General features: G+C 62.8%; 16 protein-coding genes and 1 tRNA gene. 13 read left to right on the plus strand and 4 right to left on the minus strand.

Annotated elements, in window-relative coordinates:
* Positions 1 to 74 precede the first annotated feature (74 nt).
* Positions 75 to 161 (plus strand) — tRNA-Leu (locus V8V93_RS14995).
* A gap of 324 nt (positions 162 to 485) precedes the next feature.
* Positions 486 to 2291 (plus strand): methyl-accepting chemotaxis protein, encoded by a 1806-nt coding sequence (locus V8V93_RS15000; RefSeq protein WP_338667405.1) that lies wholly within the window; start codon positions 486 to 488, stop codon positions 2289 to 2291.
* A gap of 80 nt (positions 2292 to 2371) precedes the next feature.
* Here the strand turns inward: V8V93_RS15000 and V8V93_RS15005 are convergent, their stop codons facing one another.
* Both V8V93_RS15005 and V8V93_RS15010 read right to left on the minus strand, forming a co-directional pair.
* Positions 2372 to 2500: a hypothetical protein gene (locus tag V8V93_RS15005; protein WP_338667406.1), complete on the minus strand. Its 129-nt coding sequence runs from the start codon at positions 2498 to 2500 to the stop codon at positions 2372 to 2374.
* Positions 2501 to 2546: 46 nt separating this feature from the next.
* The gene (locus V8V93_RS15010) at positions 2547 to 3158 is read right to left on the minus strand and encodes a substrate-binding periplasmic protein (protein WP_338667407.1); all 612 of its coding nucleotides are present in this window, start codon (positions 3156 to 3158) and stop codon (positions 2547 to 2549) included.
* A gap of 150 nt (positions 3159 to 3308) precedes the next feature.
* Here V8V93_RS15010 and V8V93_RS15015 point away from each other — a divergent pair, with 150 nt between their 5' ends.
* From V8V93_RS15015 to V8V93_RS15045, 7 genes are all read left to right on the plus strand, one after another.
* Positions 3309 to 4697, plus strand: coding sequence for a sigma-54 interaction domain-containing protein (locus tag V8V93_RS15015; RefSeq protein WP_338667408.1), 1389 nt, complete (start codon positions 3309 to 3311; stop codon positions 4695 to 4697).
* A gap of 10 nt (positions 4698 to 4707) precedes the next feature.
* Positions 4708 to 5046 (plus strand): NifB/NifX family molybdenum-iron cluster-binding protein, encoded by a 339-nt coding sequence (locus tag V8V93_RS15020; RefSeq protein WP_338667409.1) that lies wholly within the window; start codon positions 4708 to 4710, stop codon positions 5044 to 5046.
* A 305-nt stretch (positions 5047 to 5351) separates the two neighbouring features.
* Positions 5352 to 5873 carry a CBS domain-containing protein gene (locus V8V93_RS15025; RefSeq protein ID WP_338667410.1) on the plus strand — a complete coding sequence of 174 codons (522 nt, stop codon included), beginning with the start codon at positions 5352 to 5354 and terminating at the stop codon, positions 5871 to 5873.
* A gap of 26 nt (positions 5874 to 5899) precedes the next feature.
* Positions 5900 to 7375, plus strand: coding sequence for an SLC13 family permease (locus tag V8V93_RS15030; protein WP_338667411.1), 1476 nt, complete (start codon positions 5900 to 5902; stop codon positions 7373 to 7375).
* Positions 7376 to 7468: 93 nt separating this feature from the next.
* The gene (locus V8V93_RS15035; protein ID WP_338667412.1) at positions 7469 to 8890 is read left to right on the plus strand and encodes a transferase; all 1422 of its coding nucleotides are present in this window, start codon (positions 7469 to 7471) and stop codon (positions 8888 to 8890) included.
* A gap of 51 nt (positions 8891 to 8941) precedes the next feature.
* Complete coding sequence (gene nhaB / locus V8V93_RS15040; protein WP_338667413.1) at positions 8942 to 10564, plus strand: sodium/proton antiporter NhaB; 1623 nt, start codon at positions 8942 to 8944, stop codon at positions 10562 to 10564.
* A 276-nt stretch (positions 10565 to 10840) separates the two neighbouring features.
* Positions 10841 to 11560, plus strand: a complete 720-nt coding sequence (locus tag V8V93_RS15045; protein ID WP_338667414.1) for a YrhK family protein — start codon at positions 10841 to 10843, stop codon at positions 11558 to 11560.
* 172 nt (positions 11561 to 11732) lie between these two features.
* Here V8V93_RS15045 and V8V93_RS15050 read toward each other — a convergent pair whose 3' ends face one another.
* Together V8V93_RS15050 and V8V93_RS15055 are read right to left on the minus strand one after the other, a co-directional pair.
* The gene (locus V8V93_RS15050) at positions 11733 to 12101 is read right to left on the minus strand and encodes a hypothetical protein (protein WP_338667415.1); all 369 of its coding nucleotides are present in this window, start codon (positions 12099 to 12101) and stop codon (positions 11733 to 11735) included.
* Between the two features lie 100 nt (positions 12102 to 12201).
* Positions 12202 to 12504 (minus strand): Dabb family protein, encoded by a 303-nt coding sequence (locus V8V93_RS15055; protein ID WP_338667416.1) that lies wholly within the window; start codon positions 12502 to 12504, stop codon positions 12202 to 12204.
* 275 nt (positions 12505 to 12779) lie between these two features.
* On the opposite strand from V8V93_RS15055, the gene V8V93_RS15060 reads away from it, so the two are divergent.
* The 4 genes from V8V93_RS15060 (at position 12780) to nifJ (ending at position 21373) form a co-directional block, all read left to right on the plus strand.
* The gene (locus V8V93_RS15060; RefSeq protein WP_338667417.1) at positions 12780 to 15434 is read left to right on the plus strand and encodes a hybrid sensor histidine kinase/response regulator; all 2655 of its coding nucleotides are present in this window, start codon (positions 12780 to 12782) and stop codon (positions 15432 to 15434) included.
* A 1-nt stretch (position 15435) separates the two neighbouring features.
* Positions 15436 to 16875 (plus strand): sigma-54-dependent transcriptional regulator, encoded by a 1440-nt coding sequence (locus V8V93_RS15065; RefSeq protein ID WP_338667418.1) that lies wholly within the window; start codon positions 15436 to 15438, stop codon positions 16873 to 16875.
* Between the two features lie 8 nt (positions 16876 to 16883).
* Positions 16884 to 17447 (plus strand): DNA-3-methyladenine glycosylase I, encoded by a 564-nt coding sequence (locus tag V8V93_RS15070; RefSeq protein ID WP_338667419.1) that lies wholly within the window; start codon positions 16884 to 16886, stop codon positions 17445 to 17447.
* Between the two features lie 335 nt (positions 17448 to 17782).
* Complete coding sequence (gene nifJ, locus V8V93_RS15075) at positions 17783 to 21373, plus strand: pyruvate:ferredoxin (flavodoxin) oxidoreductase (RefSeq protein WP_338667420.1); 3591 nt, start codon at positions 17783 to 17785, stop codon at positions 21371 to 21373.
* Positions 21374 to 21430 lie beyond the last annotated feature (57 nt).

Genomic DNA, 21430 nt, shown 5'->3' on the forward strand with positions numbered 1-21430 from the left:
GTCCAGATGGAAAAAAATCAAAAAAATGCTTGCCAACCGCACGGTTCTCTTATAGACAATCTCTTCCTGACCGTGCCGAAGTGGTGGAATTGGTAGACACGCATGGTTCAGGACCATGTGGTCTTACGACCGTGGAAGTTCGAGTCTTCTCTTCGGCACCAGAATGAAACAGGGCCGCGACCAAACAGGTTGCGGCCCTTTTTCCGTTGGCAGGCCCCCGAGGAGATGGACAGGTAATGGGAATTCGGATACATGCCTGCGACACGGTGATCAGTTAGCATTCTCGTCAGCGTGGCGGGATGCGGGCCCGCTGCCGGTTGGCATATCGTATGTCCGGAGCCCGCTGCCAAAGGCCATTTGCCAGGTGCACGAGGCAGGACCGTTTCATCACCTTTTTTCATGCCAATGCCATCGTTCCCGTATAGTATTGCACGGAATCGGACGATACCGCTGTTGCCGTGACATTCAAATACGTTGGGGGTCCAATGTTCGCCAATTTGAGCTTGAAGGTTAAAGTGCTGGCCCTGGCCCTGCTCGGACCGGTCATCGTTGCCGTGGTGCTGTCCGTCCACCAGGCCATCCAGATCCGCAACGACGCCGAGAAAGGCATCGTCCAGCAGAGCCGCGCGCTCATCCTCATGGCCGAGGCCGCCCGAAACGAAATGGCCAAGAAGCTCAAAATGGGCATCATCGTGCCCTTCGACCAGCTCGACACCCAGGACAAGCTCCTGGAGTCCATCCCGGTCATCACCGCCATCAACATCGCCAAGCAGCAGGCCAAAAAGCTGAAATACAACTTCCGGGTCCCCAAGGTCGCGCCGCGCAACCCGATCAACAAGCCCACGCCCTTCGAGGAGAAGATCCTGGCCGAACTCAAGGCCAAGGACCTGGTCGAGAAGGTCGTCATCGAAGACAACGCCATCCACTATTTCCGGCCCATCCGCCTGACCAAGGAATGCCTTTACTGCCACGGGGACAAGCGGGGCGACCGCGACCCGGTCGGCGGCGTCAAGGAAGGCTGGAAGGAAGGTGAGATCCACGGCGCGTTCGAAATCTCGACCCCCCTGGACGAGGTCAACGCCAGCGTGGCCAAGGCCGAGCTCTACGCCGCGCTGGAGACCGTGGCCGTGCTCCTGGCCGTGGGCATCCTGGTCTGGGTCCTGGTCAAGCTGATCATCGTCGGCCCGCTTTTCCGCATCCGCACCTATGCCAAGGCCGTGGCCAAGGGCGACATCGATGCCCGGCCCGAAGGAAACTTCGCCGCCGAGTTGGGCGTGGTCAAAGAGGCCATCCAGACCATGGTCGGCAACCTCAAGGCCAAGATGTTCGAGGCCGCCCAAAAACAGGATGAGGCCGAACACGCCCAGGGCGTGGCCGAAAAGGCCATGGAAGAAGCCAAGGCCCAGGAGGCCAAAACCAACGCGCTGTTGACCACCATGCAACGCATCGCGGGCGAGGCTTCGCTCATTGCCGAGCAGGTCACCTCGGCCGCCGACGAACTCTCCTCCCAGGCCGAGCAGGTCAGCCGGGGTGCGGACGTCCAGCGCGACCGCACCACCCAGACCGCCACGGCCATGGAGGAGATGAACGCGACCGTCCTCGAAGTGGCCCGCAACTCCTCCAACTCCGCCGAGTCCGCGTCCAACGCCCGGACCCAGGCCCAGGAAGGGGCCAAGGTCGTACGCGAGGCCATCGACGCCATCCGCGAGGTCCACGACCTGACCGCCACCCTCAAGCAGTCCATGGGCCAGCTCGGCAACCAGACCACGGACATCGGCCAGATCATGAACGTCATCGAGGACATCGCCGACCAGACCAATCTGCTGGCGCTGAACGCCGCCATCGAGGCCGCCCGCGCGGGTGAGGCCGGGCGGGGTTTCGCCGTGGTCGCCGACGAGGTCCGCAAGCTCGCCGAAAAAACCATGGCCGCCACCAAGGAGGTCGGCAACGCCATCCAGGTCATCCAGGATGCCGCCTCCGCCAACATCCGCAGCGTGGACCACGCGGCCCTGGCCGTGGAGCAGGCCACCGACCTGGCCAACCGGTCCGGCGAGGCCCTGGAATCCATCGTCAATTACGCCGACGACACCTCCGGGCAGGTCCAGTCCATCGCCACTGCGGCCGAGGAACAGTCCGCGGCGTCCGAGGAGATCAACCGGGCCGTGGAAGACATCAATCTCATCGCCACCGAAACCGCGGAAGGCATGAACCAGTCAGCCGAGGCCATCAACGAACTGGCCCGCCTGTCCAACCAACTCCTCAAACTCATTGAGGAAATGAACGCCCACTAGTTCGGCCGCACGACCGGCAAAAACGAGGCGCGGGGCAGATTGCCCCGCGCCTTTTCTTTTTTTTCCGGAAGACGGCCTTCTCAGGGAGCGGCCTTGACGCGTTTTCGCCAGTCGCTCAGGCCGTACCCGTCGAGCAAGCGCGCCAGGCGTCCCGACGCCCGCAGTGCCTTCATGCCCTTGTCGAACAGAGCCGCATACCTCACGGACATCGGATCGGCGGGCGAAAACGCGATGTAGAGCTTTACGTGGTCGCCGTCATAGCCCGCGTACTCGATGGAGCCCAGGAAGCCCTCGGAGTGGGCGATATAGCAGACGACCTGCGCATCGTCCGCGACGACATCCAGCCGCCCCTCCAAATAGCTGGAGGTTGTGCAGAGCGGGCTTCTCCCGGCTCGCCCGGTAGATGTCGATCTCCTTGCTATGGGCGTCGTAGAAGGCCTCTATATTCGGGGCCAGGCCGTATCCGGCGGGAATGCCGAGTCGCCTGCCGAGCAGGGACCTCGGCCCCATATACCGCCAGGGATCGCCGGTCCTGACGAAAAAGGCGAAGTAGTCCATGCCTATTTCCTCTCTCGGAAAGACAAACCCCTCGGCCTCTTCCCGGTCCGCGCCGATGACCGCCGCGACATGTCCCCGGCGGGCCTCCTCCAAGGCACGCTCCCAGCCCATGATGCGATAGTCGACGGCTATTCCGGCCGGTTCGAAGATGGCTCGCAGAATGTCCACGGTGTAGCCCTCGCGCCCGTCGCCGGGACCGCAGTTGTACGGGCACCATTCGTCCGAAGCCACGATGAGCGATTCGGCCCATGCGCCGGAGACACTGAAGAAGGCCGTTGCCAGGCAGAGGAGAAACACCAAGGAATACATGGTGCCACTATCCTCCGCGCCGCCGCGGAGGGAAATTATAAAATCGCCGAAAGGGCGACTCTCTCCCGCGGCCATATCCGCTTGTCATCGCCCGCACGTTTCATTATGATTCACAATCTGGCGAACCGACGTGCAACACAGGGGAATTCCATGGCCATAGCCGACCCGGCCGCATTGATACGGAGTCTTTCGAACAAGCAGGGGCTTGCCGCCCTGCTGGACGTGTTGCCGCTGGCCGTGGCCATCATGGATCGGGACGGAACGCTCTTGGCGGTGAACCGGAACTACGAGTCGCTGACCGGGGTGACCGGCGAGCGGGTGCTGGGTATCCGCTGCCTGCACGCGTTGCGCTCGGACTACTGCATGCGCAACTGCCCGGTGCTGGCCGGGTGGACGGACAAGCGCACCCGGACCCTGGAGGCGAACATCATCAACCGCGACCGGGAGAAGGTCAGCGTGCACCTGACGCTCGCCCCGTTGGTGGCGGAGGACGGCTCCATCCGGGGCGTCATCGAGACTTTGATGCCCGCTTCGGTGCACGTCCTGGACGAGATCGTCAGCGGGGTTTCGGGGCTGGGCGAGTTGGTCGGGCGCAGCCCGGAGGTGCGCAAGATCTTCGCCATGACCCCGTCCATCGCCCAGACGGATTCGCCGGTGCTGATCACCGGGGAGACGGGCACGGGCAAGGACATGCTGGCCGAGGAGATTCACAAGGAGTCGGACCGGGACGGCCCCTTCGTCAAGGTCAACTGCGGCGCGCTGCCCGTGCCGCTGCTGGAGGCCGAGCTGTTCGGCCACGCCAAGAACGCCCTGCCCGGTGCGGACCACGCCAAGCCCGGCCGGTTGCGCATGGCCCACGGCGGCACGCTGTTCATCACCGAGATCGGGGACCTGCCCCTGCCGTTGCAGACCAAGCTGCTCGCGTACATGGACGACCACGCGGTCCGGCCCATCGGCTCGACCAAGGTGGTCCACACGGACGTGCGCATCATGGCGGCCAGCCACTACGACCTGGAGGACATGGTCCGGCGCAAGCGGTTCCGGCGCGACCTCCTCTACCGGCTGAACGTCATCCGGCTGCACCTGCCGCCCCTGCGCGAGCGGGGCGAGGACCTGCTCCTGCTCCAGGACCACTTCCTGAAGATGTTCCAGGTGCGCTACGGCAAGAAGGTGGACCGTTTCTCCAAAAACGTGGAGACGCTGCTGCGCTCGTACGAATTTCCGGGCAACATCCGGGAGCTGCGCAACCTGATCGAATACGCGGTCAACTTCTGCGACACCAACGTGGTCCGCATGCGCCACCTGCCGGGCTACATGCTCCACGGGCCGAACCTGCCCGAAACCCTGTCCGTGCCGCCCAGGGCGGCGGAATCGGGGGCGGTCCGCGCTGCCCCGCCCGAGCGCTGGGAGGATGTGCAGCGCAAAATGATTCTGGAGGCATTGGTCAAGACCGGCGGGCGCAAGACCAAGGCGGCCGAGCTGCTCGGCTGGGGCCGCTCCACCCTGTGGCGCAAGATGAAACACTTCGGCATCGAATAGGCGGCCCCCCATGGAAAACATCCTCATTCCCCTGATGGACAACGAACTGTCCCCCCGCTTCGACCTCGCCCCGGAGGTGCTGATCATCTCCATCACCCGCGAGACCAGCGCCATGGGCACCCTGAGCGAGCGGGTCATCAACTTCGAGGCCCCGTCCGCCGAGGCCATGTACCGGCTGGTCATGGCCGAAAATATCCAGACCATCATCTGCGCGGGCATGGAGAAGGAGGTCTTCGAATTCCTCAAGCGCAAGGGCGTCAAGGTCGTGGACAACGTCTGCGGCCCGGTGGACCCGATCCTCGAAGCCTATCTTGCCGGCCGGCTTTCGCCCGGCCAAAACTATTTCTGACCCGTCATTACGTTCCGTTTTGTTTCATTATGGCACAAATCTGTGTTCCAAAAGAGTTCCAAAACGTTTCAATTCGTCCTTGCGAAAAGTTTCACGTGATACGCTTGACGCAAGGAACCAATTGCTATCTATAGGAACGCGGACCAGATGATCGTTTCAGGTCACGAACTTCGTTCGTGCCGCGTCGATGGGGGTCGATGCCGATCCGACGGTCCGAGGCCGTGTTCACCGCAAGACGCCCCGTTTCTTGGCAGAGCGGGCGCCTCAGCCATGTGCCAACCGTACTTCTTGGGAGGAAGAATTACATGAAAGTCAAAGAACTGATGACCCCGGTGAGCGCCTACCAGACCCTGGGCCTGGACGCCACGCTGGGCGACGTCGCCGCCATCCTGAAGCCCGGCAGCCACCGGGACATCCTCATCGTCAATGAACAGGGCGCCTTCGCCGGGGTCCTGACCATGTCCGACATCATCACCGCGCTGGAACCCAACTACAAGAAACTCTTCAAGAAAGACCTCGCCAGCGACACCCTTTCCAACCGCTACGTCGCCGAGCAGTTCAAGGAATTCAATCTCTGGTCCGACACCCTGACCAACATCTGTGCCCGGGGCATCAAGATCAAGGTGACGGACGCCATGCACGTCCCCGAGGAAGGCCATTACATCAATGAGGACAACGACATCGAATACGGCGTGCACATGTACATGATCGGCACGCCCCAGCCGCTGATCGTCCGCAACGACGGCCAGGTCACCGGCGTGCTGCGCATGTCGGACGTCTTCAAGGAAATCATCGGCCGCATGCACACCTGCGCCCTGGCCGACTAGGCCTTCGGTCCAACGAGGAGACAATCATGGAGACAGCACGTACCGCAAAATCCGCCTTCGATTGGAAACGCCTGGTGTTCATGCTCACGGGCGTCCTGCTTTTCGCCATCGTCTACTACAGCGCGCCCTGGCCCGATGCCATCGACCCCATGGGCGAACACTTTCCCCTGTCCGTGGAGGCCAAGGGCGCCATCGCCGTGTTCCTGCTGGCCGGCACCTGGTGGGTCTTCGAAGTGGTGCCCATCGGCATCACCTCGCTGATGATCGGCATCCTCCAGGTCATGTTCCTGATCCGCCCGGCCAAAGTGGCCTTCAAGGACTTCATGGACCCGTCGGTCCTGTTCATCTTCGCCTCCATCATGATCGGCCTGGTCTTCACCAAGACCGGCCTGACCAAGCGGCTGGCCTACAAGATGCTCGACATCGTGGGCGAGCGCACCTCGATGATCTACCTCGGCGTGTTCGTGGTCACCGCCGCCCTGACCCACATCATGGCCCACACCGCCGTGGCCGCGACCATCTACCCGCTGCTGCTGGCCATCTACGCCCTGTACGGCGAAGGCGACCGGCCGACCAAGTTCGGCAAGGGGCTGTTCATCGGCATGGCCTACGTGGCCGGCGCGGGCTCCATCGTCACCCTGCTCGGCGCGGCGCGCGGCGCGGTGGCCCTCGGCTTCTTCAAGGAGATCGTCGGCGTGGACGTGGGCTTCTTCGAGCTGACCTACTACATGGCCCCCATCGGCTGGGCCATGACCTTCCTGCTGTGGGGCTTCTTCATGATCGTGTGCAAGCCCGAGAAGGACCGCATCCCCGGCCTGCGCGAAAAGGCCCGCGAGCTCAACGCCAAGATGGGCGGCCTGACCCGCAACGAGATCCTGGCCGCCATCATCGTCGCCTCGGTCATCATCATCATGTCCCTGCGGGCCTTTGTCCCGGCGCTCAAGGCCGTGGACAAGACCGCCATCATCCTCTGCTCCTCGGTCCTCTTCTTCATCTTCAAGATTCTGGACCTCAAGGACCTTGAAGACATCCCCTGGAACATCATCCTGCTCTTCGCCGGGGCCATGTCCATCGGCTTCTGTCTGTGGGAGACCGGAGCGGCCAAATGGATGGCCGTCAACTGGCTGGTCATGTTCCAGGACGCCAACTGGTTCGTCTTCGTCATGTCCATCGCCTTCTTCGTGATGATCATGACCAACTTCATCATGAACGTGGCGGCCATCGCCATATCGCTCCCCGTGGCCCTGGTCATCGCCCCCTATCTGGGCGTTGCCCCCGAAGTCATCCTGTACGCCTCGCTGGTCATGGCGGGCATGCCCTTCCTGCTCCTGGTGGGTGCGGCGCCCAACGCCATCGCCTACGATTCCGGCCAGTTCACCACCGGTGAATTCTTCGGATGGGGCATTCCGGCATCCCTGCTGCTCATGGTCCTGGTCGGCGCCGCCATCCTGGTCATCTGGCCGCTCATGGGCATGCCCATCACCCTCCCGGCCGGAGGCTAGACTGTCCGGGATGCATTCCGTAGTTACCACGACGGCTGCCGCGCCCGCGCGCGGCAGCCGTTTGTGCAACAACCTCCAAACAGGGTGAGCCACATGGAAAAACTCGAAGAACTGTTCGATCACATAGCGTCAAGGGTGAACGTCAACCTCAAGCCCATGGGCATCGACGTCCGCTCCATCCTCCAAAACTCCGTGCCGCGTGAACGCCATATCCTCTATTATGCGTTCTACGCCCTGACCGAAGACCATCCCATCAGCTTCAAATTCAAGAACTCCAACCTCGCCGGGACCTACTTCCTGGGCAAGACCCTGGTGGACAGCTCGGTCCTGTACAAGTCCAACGTGCGCGGCGACGAGCTCAAGCGCAAGGGCGACGTGGTCGAATTCAACGGGGTCAAGACCAAGCTCTTCTACGACGAGGTCATCCGGATCATCAATTCCTACCTGGTCAAGACCCTGGTCCACAACAACTCCAAGAACCCGGAGACACCCGAGGTCTTCCGCATCCTCAATTCGGCGGCCATGCACTACTCCAACATCCACGGAACCACGCTCGAAGGCGTCTACCTCGGGGCCTTCGCCACCGCCGACCTGTCCATCATGCACAACTGCGTCATCGGCGACTACGCCTACGTACAGGCGGGCGACCTCTCCCGGCTGACCGTGGCCCCCGGCCGCGTGTGGATCAAGTCCGGCGACCTGTTCGAGTTCGACTACCTCTATCCCGAGGGCGTCATCGAGCAGTACGTCAAGCTGGACGAAAACGGCCGCCTGACCGGCAAGTTCGTAGACTACGTGGACGAGTTCAAGGAAGACTTCGTGCCCATCTACTCCACGGCCCGCCCCGAGACCGAATTCGACGTGCCGGAAACCGCCTATGTCTCCCCCTACGCGGTCCTCAAGGGCCAGTGCGAGGTGGGCGAGAACGCGCTCATCGTGCAGCGCGCCCACGTGGAGGACTCCTACATCGGCAAGGGCTCCAACGCCCAGGAGAACTGCTACATCAAGAATTCCGTGTACGAGGGCGACGACGTGACCGCCCACGGCGGCAAGGTCATCTGGACCAACGCAGGCAAGAACGTCTTCGTGGGCTTCAACTCCTTCCTGCACGGCACCCAGGCCTGCCCCATCACGGTCGGCCGCGACTCCATCGTCATGCCCCACACGATCATCGACCCGGTGGAGTGCATCGAGATCCCCCCCAACTCGGCGGTATGGGGATACGTCACCCGGCAGGCCGACCTCAAGACCCAGTCCATCGACCTGGACGAGTTGTCCAAGATCACGGACATCACCCTGGGCAACGCGACCTTCAAGGGCGACGGCAAAGCTTTCGTCGATGCGTTCAGACACCGCATCGACCATATACGCGAAGAAAACGGCGCATACTTCGACGGGTCGGACAAGACCCGCGGACATGCCCAAAAGACTCGGGACGCAGCCTTCAATATCCTTCAGCCCTTCCAATCGGGCCCGGATGCTGGCATGTACCCGACAATGACCATCGGGGACTAGATCTTGCCTTCGAGACAGATCCCGGCAATCCAACATCAGGAGTAACCGAACATGCCTCAGACTCTGACCCAGGCCTTTAGCAAAAACTTCCTCGGCAATGCGCCCAACTGGTACAAGATGGCCATCATGATCTTCCTGATCATCAATCCCATCCTCATGCTCACGGCAGGGCCGTTCATCGCGGGCTGGGTCCTCATCGCCGAGTTCATCTTCACCCTGGCCATGGCGCTCAAATGCTACCCGCTGCCTGCGGGCGGCCTGCTGGCCATCGAAGCCGTGATCATGGGCATGACCTCGCCCCGGACCGTCTACCATGAGGCCCTGACCAACTTCCCGGTCATCCTGCTCCTGATCTTCATGGTCGCGGGCATCTACTTCATGAAGGACTTCCTGCAATACACCTTTACCCGCATCCTCACCCGGGTGCAGTCCAAGATCATCATCTCGCTGCTCTTCTGCTTCGCGGGCGCGTTCCTGTCCGCTTTTCTGGACGCCCTGACCGTCACCGCGGTGATCATCGCCGTGGCCTACGGCTTCTACAACGTGTACCACCGCTTCGCCTCGGGCAAGACGCCCACTTGCTCCCACGACCTGTGCGACGACGTCGCCATCAAGGAGCATGAGCGCGCCGACCTCAAGGAATTCCGGGGATTTCTGCGGAATCTGATGATGCACGGCGCAGTCGGCACCGCGCTGGGCGGCGTATGCACCCTGGTGGGCGAGCCCCAGAACCTGCTCATCGGCGAGGTCATGGGCTGGCACTTCGTGCCCTTCTTCCTCAACGTGGCCCACGTCTCCATGCCCGTCCTGGTCATAGGCCTGCTGACCTGCATGACCGTGGAGAAGTTCCACCTCTTCGGCTACGGCGCGAAGCTGCCGGGCAACATCCGCTCCCACCTGCTCGAAACCGCCATCGAGATGGAATCCAAGCGCGGCTACCAGGGCAAGGCCCAGCTCATCGTCCAGGCCCTGATCGGCGTCTGGCTCATCCTCGCCCTGGCCTTTCACCTGGCCGAGGTCGGCATCATCGGCCTGTCCGTCATCGTCTTCCTGACCGCTTTCAACGGCTTCATCGACGAACACCAGCTCGGACCGGCCTTCGAGGAGGCCCTGCCCTTCACCGCCCTGCTCGTCGTCTTCTTCTCCATCGTCGGCGTCATCCACGACCAGCACCTGTTCGCCCCGGTCATGCACCTCGTCCTCGGCCTTGAGGGCCAGGCCCAGCTCGCCGCCTACTACACGGCCAACGGGCTGCTCTCCATGATCTCGGACAACGTCTTCGTGGCCACGGTGTACATCTCCGAGACCAAGCTGCACTTCGTCCAGCTCCTGGCCGCCGTGCCCGGCGTGACCGACGCCGGCGCCCTGATGGACAAGCTGACCGACCCGCTCCTGGCGCGCACCGACGTCATCGCGTCCCTGCCCGCAGGCATCCAGGACCAGGTCTCCAAGATGATGACCCACTTCGACCACCTGGCCGTGGCCATCAACACCGGGACCAACATCCCGTCCGTGGCCACCCCCAATGGACAGGCGGCCTTCCTCTTCCTGCTGACCTCGGCGCTCGCCCCGGTCATCCGCCTGTCTTACGGCCGCATGGTCGTCCTGGCCCTGCCCTACACCATCACCATGTCCATCACCGGCCTGGCCGCCACCTACTTCTTCTCCTGGTAGCCACCGGCCCTACGACAAGCAGACAGGGCCCCGCGCTTCGGCGCGGGGCCCTTTTTTGCGCGACCCCCATCCCGATATTGCGCAAAGGGAAGAGGACATGCCCCCGATCGCGCAACGATTCGATCAAAGGATAACCGCAGGAATCCGCGGACGGATTTGACACGACCGGTGGAGGTCTGTTCGGATAGGCCTTCACGCCCCGAAGGGATTCGGCCCACCGGCGGGCCGCCCTCCGCCAACCCGCTGCGCGCCCGCAGCCCGAAACAAGGAGAAGGCATGCCCCACATGTTCGCCAACCGGCCGAGGCTGTACAATCCCCTCCGAGACAGCGAAGACGCCGAGGCACAATTCAGGTGGGCGACCGTCAACGCCGTGTTGTACAAGGCGGGCGGGCTGGTCTTCATCCTCGGCAGCGTCCTGTTCTTTCCGAGCCTGCAACGGTACTCGGACATCGGGGCCTGGACGTTCCTGGCCGGCTCGCTGCTCTATCTGGTGGTCACGGCCCATGACTACTTCGAGGTCCGGCGCAACTGGCGGCGCAAGGACGAGCACACGCCCTACGACGTGCTGGAGCGCGTGGCCGCGTCAGGCTATCTCCTGGGGACGCTGCTGTTCACGGTCGGCAGCGTCCTCTTTCTCAACACCGTGGACCGAACCGCCGCCGGGGCCTGGTGCTTCATCCTCGGCAGCCTGCTGTTCGTCGTGGGGTCCGGGATCAACATCCTGCAGATACTGCGCTCCGACAACATCGTCACCATGCAGCTCATGAACCTGACCGCGGTAAGCTTCGTGGTGGGATCGGTCCTGTTCATGGTGGCCTCGATCCCCTACCTGTGGGACTTCCAGGCCCAGGCGGACCGAGTCCACATGTTCCGCTTCCTGGCCTGGCAATATCTGGCCGGGAGCGTCCTGTTCTTCATGGGCGGCGTGTTCGACTACCGGCGCGCCTGCGTTCTGGTGCGGGAGACGTTGGAGGCGATCGACGAGGAAGACTAGGCGGGACGAAGGAAACCACCGGCCGGGAACGCCGAAGACCCGCCCGCGGAGTAGGTCCGAGCGCGCGCAAAAAAAGGCGCACCCGCCATGCTGGTGGCGAGTGCGCCGGAGAGTCCGTTTTTTCGGACACGGTGGCCGCCCGGGCTGTCACGGCCCGGTCCGACCGGAATTGCTAGTCGTCCAGTTTGGGCGAGCTGTCCAGATGTTCCTTGCACAGCCAGACAATGGACTGGCTGTCGGTATCGAAGTGGGGGCTGACGCCGTGCGTGGCGCCGCAGACCGCGCACCTGTACTCGTTCTCGCACTTCGGATAGCACTCGATGGAGTTGAGCATCTGGTTGAAACGGCTGATGATCGGGAACATGGGATGGTCCGCATGCCGCTTTCGATCCTTGCTGTTCAGCTTGCCGTTGTCGTTTACCTTGACGGTAATCATACGGGAGCGGTTGATGAGCCCTTCCTTCTTGTTCATAACCACTTTGGTCGGCTCTTCCCAGCGGCAAATGATCCGCTTCCGCTCCTGATCAAAACGCATGGACATGGCATCCTCCTTGGCGCGGCCGTCCTTCCCTCTCAAGCCGCGTGGGTTCGGATTCACCCCTTGTGCATCGGCCCGGCGGAATCGCCGCGGCCGAGCCTTCTCAAATTACGTAGTCTACTGCCTTGCGGCCGGAGGCCACCTTCTTCACGAAGGCGACGCAGGCCTGATGCTCGGGGTGATCCTGATAGTGGTTCAGGGCATCCACATCGTCGTGCTCCGAACACAGAATCACGTGGCACTCGGGGTCGGCGGCCACGATGTCCGCGCTGACCTCGATATGCCTGAGGCCCTCGATACGCCCGGCGAGCGCCTCCAAAATTTCCTTCATCTTCGCGCCGTTTTCTGCTGCCGTCTGGCCTTCGGCTTCATCCTTCAACGTCCACATGACGATATGTCTGACCACTTGAACTCTCCTTGAAATGTAACAATTCAGACAGTATAGACAAAACGGCGTACGATAGACACTTGTTTACACAAATCAGAATAAACACTGTTTACCATTTTGTCACCCCAATTCTCGGAAATATATCATTCCCTTGACCATATTCCCGGGAGATGGTGAGGCTCCCGGAATGCGCCGCCTTGACATTGCAACGCAAAGGCCCAACCTTTGCATGCATCTTGGCAACGCCATTTGCCAGACTTTCATATGCACAAGAAATGCCAAAAAGAGCCACCATGCGTAAAATACTCTACTTGACCCTGCTGCTTTCCTGCCTCTGCATCCTGCCCGCCAGGCCGGTGCTCGGCGCGGTCGAGAAACCCAAGAAAAGCGTCCTGTGCCTGAACTCCTACCACGACGGCTACCAGTGGTCCGACGCCATCATGCGCGGCATCCGCTCCATCCTGGAAAACAGCCACTACAAGATCGACCTCCAGATCGAATACATGGACGCGAAGCGGTACAACTACGAAGACGTGACCCGCATGCTCCTGCGGTTGTACAAGGAAAAGTTCAAGAACGAGAAGTTCGACCTGATCATGACCTCGGACAACGACGCCTACTCGTTCGCCACCCAGTACCGGGACATCCTCTTTCCCGGCGTCCCCCTGGTGTATTGCGGCGTAAACTTCCTGAATACCGACGACACGGACTCGGACAACGCCACGGGCGTCATCGAGAGCTTCGACCTGTCCAAGACCCTGGACGTGGCCCTGCGCCTGCATCCTGACAAGCGGCACATCACCGTGGTCGGTGACTCCTCCACGGCCGGGGCGGCCATCAAGCGCCAGGTCCAGAGCCAGCTCGCGCGCTACAAGGTCCCCCTGGTCGCCGAATACTGGACCGACATGTCGCTCAAGAACGTCCTCGACCGGGTGGCCCACCTGCCGTCGGACACCTTCCTCTTCTTCATCCCCTACTACCAGGTCATCGACGGCCGTTTCCTGACCGCCGAGGAGGCCATGCAGGCCATCTACACCCGGTCCCCGGTGCCCATCTACACAGCCTGGGAGTTCCTGGCGGGCAGCGGCGCGGTGGGCGGCAACATGCTTTCCGGCTACCTGCACGGCCAGCGGGCCGCCGAGATCGCCCTGGAGATCCTGGACGGCAAGAGTGCGGACGACATCCCCGTGTACCGCGAGACCACCGGGCACTACATCTTCGATTACAAGGTCATGCAGCGGCTCCACCTGGATATGGCCCTGCTGCCCAAGGACAGCCACATCATCAACGCGCCCAAGGCGTTTTACGAGCTCTCCAAGGAACTGTTCTGGACCATCATGGTCAGCTTCGTCCTGCTGGTCCTGGTGCTCATCTTCCTGATCCTGACCATGCTGGAACGGCGCAAGGTGGAGCGCAAGATCAAGGATCAGCTCGCCTTTCAGGAAACCCTCATGGACACGGTCCCGCAACTGGTCTCCTGGAAGGACGCCGACGGACGCTATCTCGGCACCAACCGGGCGTTCTCGGAGTTCTTCGGCCTGGAGCACGGGCCGGGCATCGTCAACCGGACCACGTACGACGTCATCGCGGACCTGGACTACGCCTCCTGGGCCTCGGGTGCCGACCGGTCCGTGATCAACAAGGGCCAGGCCTTCCGCAAGGAGCGCCGCAAACTGGCCGACGCCGAGGGCAATCCGGCCTGGATCGAGGTCACCAAGGTGCCCATCAACGACCGCTCCGGCCAGATCGTGGGCGTGCTCTCCATGGCCGACAACATCACCACCGAGCTGAACCTGGAAAAGCAGTTGCTGCAATCCCAGAAGATGGAGGCCATCGGCACACTGGCCGGCGGCATCGCCCATGATTTCAACAACATCCTGACCAGCATCATCAACTCCACCGAGCTGGCCGTGGGCGACCTGGACCCGGAATCCATGACCACCAGAGATCTGGAGCGGGTCCTCAAGGCCGCCCGGCGCGGCGGCCGGGTGGTCAAGCAGATCCTGGCCTTCAGCCGCCCCTCCACCGAAGGGTTCCGGCCCACGGACGTGGGCGCGGTCATCGCCGAGGCCATCGGGCTCCTGGAATCCTCCATGCCCCGCAAGATCGAGGTCCGCTCGCTCATCAAGGAGAACCTGTCCTGCGTGCACGCGGACCCGACCCAGATTCACCAGGTGGTCATGAACCTGTGCACCAACGCCTTCCACGCCCTGCGCCGCACGGGCGGAACCATCGAGGTCCGCCTGGACCAGGCCGAGGTGTCGAACGAGGACGCCGAGATCCTCGGGCTGCATCCGGGCGAATACGTCCGGCTGGCGGTGGAGGACAACGGGCCGGGCATCCCTCAGGACATCGTGGACAAGATATTCGACCCGTTCTTCACCACCAAGGACAAAACCGAGGGCACCGGGCTCGGGCTGGCGGTCGTCCACGGCATCGTCCGCAGTCACAAGGGCGGCCTGCGGGTGGACCCGCGCGAAGGCGGCGGCACGACCTTCTCCATCTACCTGCCCAAGGGCGACGAGGACCTGTGCGGCGACGTGGACCTCTCCGGGGTGCCGCACAATCTCGGGGCACACATCCTCTTCGTCGAAGACGACAGCGACCAGCTCCAGACCACGCCGCGCCTGCTCGAAACCATGGGGTATGTCGTGGAGGGCCAGGAGAGCCCGCTTGCGGCACTGCGCCGGGTCAACGACATGCCCGGCGAATTCGACCTGGTCATCACCGACTACGACATGCCCGGCATGAGCGGGACCCAACTGGCCAGGCGGCTTGCGGTCATCGATCGCGAGCTGCCCGTGATCCTCATTTCCGGACGCGAGGACGCGGTCTCCGCAGCCGCGGACTTGCCGAACATCCGTCTCGTGGTTATCAAACCCTATGACAAGCAGGATTTGTCCCGAGCCATCAACACGGTGTTGAGCAACCAAAAACAAGGGGAGTGACGTGGCGGAGATACTGATCATAGATGACGACCTCGACGTCTGCGAGACCATGGAGAGCCTGATCACCAGGCTGACCCATGAGTGCACCTCCGCTCATACCCTGGACTCCGGGCTGCGGTTGATGCACAAGAGGGCCTTCGACGTGATCTTTCTGGACGTCCGGCTGCCCGACGGCAACGGGCTCGACATCCTGCCCGACATCATGGCCCTCCCCGACCCGCCCGAGGTCATTATCCTGACCGGCAAGGGCGACCCGGACGGCGCGGAGTTGGCCATCCGCGGCGGGGTCTGGGACTACCTGCTCAAGCCGTCCAGCATTCGCGAAATCTCCCTGACCCTGGGCCGGGCGCTCAAGTATCACGAGGAGAAGCGCGGCCGGGACGGCGACCGCGGCCTGGAACTGAACGGCGTGGTCGGCGACAGCCCGATCATCAAAGTCAGCTTCAACCTCCTGTCCCAGGCGGCCCGGTCCGAGACCAACGTGCTCATCACCGGCGAGACCGGCACGGGCAAGGAGCTGTTCGCCTCCACCATCCACGCCAATTCCAAGCGCAAGTCCGGCAACTTCGTGGTCGTGGACTGCGCCGGGCTGACCGAATCCCTGCTGGAGTCCACCCTGTACGGCCACCGCAAGGGGGCCTTCACCGGGGCCCAGAGCGACCGCATCGGGCTGGTCAAGCTGGCCGACGGCGGAACCCTGTTCCTGGATGAGGTGGGCGAGATGCCGCTGTCCATGCAGAAGGCCTTTTTGCGCGTCCTGCAGGAACGGACCTTCCGGCCGGTGGGTGACACCCGCGAGCAGACCAGCGACTTCCGGCTGGTGGCCGCCACCAACCGGGACCTGGACGAAATGGTCGAAAAGGGAACATTCCGGTCGGACCTGCTGTATCGTCTCAAGACAATGCACATCCACCTGCCGCCGCTCAGGGACCGCCCCGAGGACATCAAGGCCCTGTGCACCTACCGGGTCAGCCAACTCTGCCGTCAGTACGGCATGCCGACCAAATCCTTCGGCTCGGACTTCAACCCGGCCCTGGAGAGCTACGACTGGCCCGGCAACGTGCGCGAGCTGTTCAACATCCTGGAACGGGCCGTGGTCACCTCGGGCAACGAGAAAACCCTCTACGCCATGCACCTGCCGCGCGAACTGCGCATCCAGATCGCCAAGGCCCAGATCGAACGCATGACCAATGCGGCGCCCGAAGAGGAGCCCCCCGCGCCCTACGCGCAGCCTGTCCAAAAAATCGGACAGGACATCTTCGAGGACATCTTCGAGCAGGAGCTGCCCACCCTGCGGGACTTCAAGAGCACCGCCGAGAAGGTCTACCTGGGCGAACTCATCCGCCAGTGCGACGGCGACCTTCCCCACATTCTCGAGGTCTCCAAGCTCTCCCGTTCCCACTTCTACGGCCTGCTCAAGAAGTACGGCCTGTCCCTCTAGGAGCCCCCATGGCCGACTTCGATTCCTATTGCGACTTCTGCGCCGTCCGCGACAAGGACGACGTGGACCGCGTCTACCACGACACCCGGTACGGGTTTCCCATCACCGACGACACCGAGCTCTTCGCCCTGTTGGTCATGGAGATCAACCAGGCCGGGCTGAGCTGGCGGACGATCCTCAACAAGGAACAAAATTTCCGCAGCGCGTACGACGGGTTCGATATCCCCACCGTGGCCGCGTACGGCGAATCGGACCGCGCCCGGCTCCTGGACGACGCGGGGATCATCCGAAACCGCCTCAAGGTCAACGCCGCCATCCACAACGCGAACGCCATCCTCGACCTGCAACGGGAGCACGGCTCGTTCAAGAACTGGTTGGACGCCCACCATCCCCTGGACAAGGCGGACTGGGTCAAGCTTTTCAAAAAGCGCTTCAAATTCGTGGGCGGTGAAATCGTGGGCGAATTTCTCATGAGTTCCGGCTACCTGAAAGGAGCGCACGTGGAGTCCTGTCCGGTCCACGAAAAGATCCTCAAGGCCGGACCGGCCTGGGCCGGAGCCACCGCACGGTGACCCCTGAATAAGCCCGTATTCCGGCATATCCCGGCCTGTCCTTTTTTTTGGACAGGCACTTTTTTGGCCCCATCCCGCCAGCCTCGGACAAAAAGAGTCCATGGTCCGGGACATTATCATGTCCAGAACGTGCATTCCGTCCTATTTTTCAGACTGCCCGCATTGCCGGAATCGCTTCCCTTCGAGCGACTATACCCATAACTAGTTGCAATTCCGGTTGATTTAAATTTTCACAAAGTTGGCACGGTTGTTGAGTAAGCCCTGTGTCTTCAAATGAACGGGTCCGCTCGGCGGACGCCAATAATTCAGACGACCACCAATAGGAGAAGAATCGAATGTCCAAGATGAAAACGATGGATGGCAACACCGCCGCCGCATGGGTGGCCTATGCCATGAGTGAAACCGCCGCCATCTACCCCATCACGCCCTCGTCCACCATGGGCGAGATCGCCGATGAATGGGCCGCGCAAGGCCGCAAGAATATTTTCGGGCAGACCGTCGAGGTCCGCCAGTTGCAGTCCGAGGCCGGTGCCGCGGGCGCCGTGCACGGCGGCCTGGCCGGCGGCGCGCTGACCACGACTTTCACCGCCTCCCAGGGCCTGCTCCTGATGATCCCGAACATGTACAAGATCGCGGGCGAACTGCTGCCCTGCGTCTTCCACGTGTCGGCCCGCGCCCTCGCGGCCCACGCCCTGTCCATCTTCGGTGACCACCAGGACGTCATGGCCTGCCGCCAGACCGGCTTCGCCATGCTCGCCGCCGCCTCCGTCCAGGAGGTCATGGACCTCTCCCTGGTGGCCCACCTGTCCACCATCGAGGCCAGCGTGCCCTTCGTCTCCTTCTTCGACGGTTTCCGGACCTCCCACGAGATCCAGAAGATCGAGACCATCGACTACGACGACATGAAGCCCCTGCTGAACATGGACAAGGTGGCCGCCTTCCGCAAGCGCGCCATGAACCCGGAACACCCGGACGTTCGCGGCACCGCCCAGAACCCGGACATCTATTTCCAGGGCCGTGAAGCCTCCAACTCCCACTATGAGGTCATCCCGGCCATCGTCGAGGAGTACATGGCCAAGGTCTCCGCCCTCACCGGCCGCGACTACAAGCCCTTCGACTACGTGGGCGCCGCCGACGCCGAGCGCGTGATCATCTCCATGGGCTCCTCCTGCGAGACCATCGAGGAAGTGGTCAACCGCCTGGTCGCCGAGGGCGAAAAGGTCGGCCTGATCAAAGTCCGACTGTATCGCCCGTTCTCGGCCAAGCATTTCCTGGCCGTGCTGCCCGAAACCGCCAAGTACGTGTCCGTGCTCGACCGCACCAAAGAGCCGGGCGCCCTGGGCGATCCGCTGTACCAGGACATCAGCACCGTGTTCCTGGAACAGGGCAACGGCCCCGTCCTCACCGCCGGCCGCTACGGGCTGGGCTCCAAGGAGTTCACCCCCGCCATGGCCAAGGCGGTGTTCGACAACATGGCGGCGGACGCCCCCAAGCTCCACTTCACCGTGGGCATCGAGGACGACGTCACCAATGCCTCCCTCGTCACGACCGGGACCCTGGACACCACCCCTGAAGGCACCGTCCAGTGCAAGTTCTGGGGTCTCGGTTCTGACGGGACGGTGGGCGCCAACAAGCAGGCCATCAAGATCATCGGCGACAATACCGACATGTATGCACAGGGCTACTTCGCCTACGACTCCAAGAAGTCCGGCGGCATCACCATCTCCCACCTGCGCTTCGGTGACGAACCCATCCAGTCCACCTACCTGGTCACCGCGGCCGACTACGTGGCCTGTCACAACCCGAGCTACGTGCACCTGTACGACGTGCTCGACGGCATCAAGGACGGCGGCACCTTCGTGCTGAACTGCGCCTGGACCGCCGAGCAGATGGACAAGGAGCTGCCCGCCTCCATGCGCCGCACCATCGCGGAAAAGAACCTCAAGTTCTACACCGTGGACGCGGTCAAGATCGCCGGCGAAGTGGGCCTGGGCGGACGCATCAACATGGTCATGCAGACCGCCTTCTTCAAGCTGGCCGACGTCATCCCGTTCGACCAGGCCGTCGCCCTGCTCAAGGGCGGCATCGAAGCCGCCTACGGCAAGAAGGGCCCGAAGATCGTCGAGATGAACTGCGCCGCCGTGGACAAGGCCTCCGACGCCATCGTCGAGATCCCGGTCCCGGCCGCCTGGGCGACCCTGGCGGACGACGTCAAGGCCGACGTCGACGAGCCCGATTACGTCAAGAACATCATGCGCCCGGTCCTGGCCCAGAAGGGCGACGACCTGCCGGTCTCCGTCTTCTCCGAGGACGGCACCGTGCCGCTGGCCACCTCCAAGTACGAGAAGCGCGGCGTGGCCATCAAGGTCCCCGAGTGGATCATGGAAAACTGCATCCAGTGCAACCAGTGCGCCTTTGTCTGCCCGCACTCCGCCCTGCGCCCGGTGCTGGTGACCGAGGACGAGATGAAGAACGCCCCGGCCGCCTTCGCCACCCAGGACGCCAAAGGCAAGGACGTCAAGGGACTCAAGTACCGCATGCAGGTCAACACCATGGACTGCCTGGGCTGCGGCAACTGCGCCGACATCTGCCCGGCCAAGGAAAAGGCGCTGGTCATGAAGCCCATCGCCACCCAGACCGAAGAGCAGGTGCCCAACTTCGACTTCACCGAGACCGTGTCCTACAAGGACGCCTTCAAGCGTGATTCCGTCAAGGGCTCCCAGTTCAAGCAGTCCCTCATGGAATTCTCCGGCGCCTGCGCCGGTTGCGGCGAGACCCCGTACGTCAAGGTGCTGACCCAGCTCTTCGGCGAGCGCATGATCATCGCCAACGCCACGGGCTGCTCCTCCATCTGGGGCGCCTCCGCTCCCTCGACCCCCTACTGCACCAACCGCGACGGCTTCGGCCCGGCCTGGGGCAACTCCCTGTTCGAGGACGCGGCCGAGTTCGGCTTCGGCATCGAGATGGGCGTGAACAACCGCCGCAAGACCCTGGTCGCCAAGTGCGAAGAGGCCCTGTGCGGCGCCCCCGCCGACGTCAAGGCCGCCCTGGAAGGCTGGCTGGCCGCCAAGGACGATGCCGAGGCTTCCGCCGAGGCGGGCGAGGCCCTGAAGGCCGCTCTCGAAGGGACCTCCGACGAGAACCTGAAGGCCATTGCGGCCGACGCCGACCTGTTCACCAAGAAGTCCGTCTGGATCTTCGGCGGTGACGGCTGGGCCTACGACATCGGTTACGGCGGCGTGGACCACGTGCTGGCCTCCGGCAAGGATGTAAACATCCTGGTCATGGACACCGAGGTGTACTCCAACACCGGCGGACAGTCTTCCAAGGCCACCCCGCTCGGCTCCATCGCCAAGTTCGCGGCCGCGGGCAAGGGCACCGGCAAGAAGGACCTGGGCCGCATGGCCATGACCTACGGCTATGTGTACGTGGCCTCCGTGGCCATGGGCGCCGACAAGCAGCAGATGCTCAAGGCCTTCAAGGAGGCCGAGGCCTACAAGGGCCCGTCCCTGATCATCTGCTACGCCCCGTGCATCAACCAGGGCATCAAGAAGGGCATGGGCAAGACCCAGCTCGAACAGAAGCTGGCCGTGGCCTCCGGCTACTGGCCCCTGTACCGCTTCAACCCCGAACTCACCGAGCAGGGCAAGAATCCGTTCACCCTGGAGTCCAAGGCTCCCGACGGAACCCTGCAGGAGTTCCTGTCCGGCGAAAACCGCTACGCCATGCTGGAGCGCTTCCATCCGGAGCTGTCCAAGGCGTTCCGCGAGAAACTGGAAAAGGACTACGCCGATCGCTACGCCATCCTCACCTATCTTGCCGATGCCGATTACGGCAAGGGCGAGATGGGCGAGCCTGCCGCCTGCGAAACCGGCGTGTCGGCCGAAGCCCCGGGTTCCGGTGAACCCTGTGACGACGGCAGATAATAGTTAGAGGCATGTGCGGGACGGGGTTGTTGCGGAGGCTTCTGCCTGACCCGTCCC

It is taken from the genome of Pseudodesulfovibrio sp. 5S69 (genome assembly GCF_037094465.1).
Lineage (GTDB): Bacteria > Desulfobacterota > Desulfovibrionia > Desulfovibrionales > Desulfovibrionaceae > Pseudodesulfovibrio > Pseudodesulfovibrio methanolicus.

Bases quoted from the DNA above. Each gene is read 5' to 3' on its own strand.
- V8V93_RS15000 (WP_338667405.1), top strand. From the start codon at position 486: ATGTTCGCCAATTTGAGCTTGAAGGTTAAAGTGCTGGCCCTGGCCCTG.
- V8V93_RS15005 (WP_338667406.1), bottom strand. From the start codon at position 2,500: ATGTCCGTGAGGTATGCGGCTCTGTTCGACAAGGGCATGAAGGCACTG.
- V8V93_RS15010 (WP_338667407.1), bottom strand. From the start codon at position 3,158: ATGTATTCCTTGGTGTTTCTCCTCTGCCTGGCAACGGCCTTCTTCAGT.
- V8V93_RS15015 (WP_338667408.1), top strand. From the start codon at position 3,309: ATGGCCATAGCCGACCCGGCCGCATTGATACGGAGTCTTTCGAACAAG.
- V8V93_RS15020 (WP_338667409.1), top strand. From the start codon at position 4,708: ATGGAAAACATCCTCATTCCCCTGATGGACAACGAACTGTCCCCCCGC.
- V8V93_RS15025 (WP_338667410.1), top strand. From the start codon at position 5,352: ATGAAAGTCAAAGAACTGATGACCCCGGTGAGCGCCTACCAGACCCTG.
- V8V93_RS15030 (WP_338667411.1), top strand. From the start codon at position 5,900: ATGGAGACAGCACGTACCGCAAAATCCGCCTTCGATTGGAAACGCCTG.
- V8V93_RS15035 (WP_338667412.1), top strand. From the start codon at position 7,469: ATGGAAAAACTCGAAGAACTGTTCGATCACATAGCGTCAAGGGTGAAC.
- nhaB (WP_338667413.1), top strand. From the start codon at position 8,942: ATGCCTCAGACTCTGACCCAGGCCTTTAGCAAAAACTTCCTCGGCAAT.
- V8V93_RS15045 (WP_338667414.1), top strand. From the start codon at position 10,841: ATGCCCCACATGTTCGCCAACCGGCCGAGGCTGTACAATCCCCTCCGA.
- V8V93_RS15050 (WP_338667415.1), bottom strand. From the start codon at position 12,101: ATGTCCATGCGTTTTGATCAGGAGCGGAAGCGGATCATTTGCCGCTGG.
- V8V93_RS15060 (WP_338667417.1), top strand. From the start codon at position 12,780: ATGCGTAAAATACTCTACTTGACCCTGCTGCTTTCCTGCCTCTGCATC.
- V8V93_RS15070 (WP_338667419.1), top strand. From the start codon at position 16,884: ATGGCCGACTTCGATTCCTATTGCGACTTCTGCGCCGTCCGCGACAAG.
- nifJ (WP_338667420.1), top strand. From the start codon at position 17,783: ATGTCCAAGATGAAAACGATGGATGGCAACACCGCCGCCGCATGGGTG.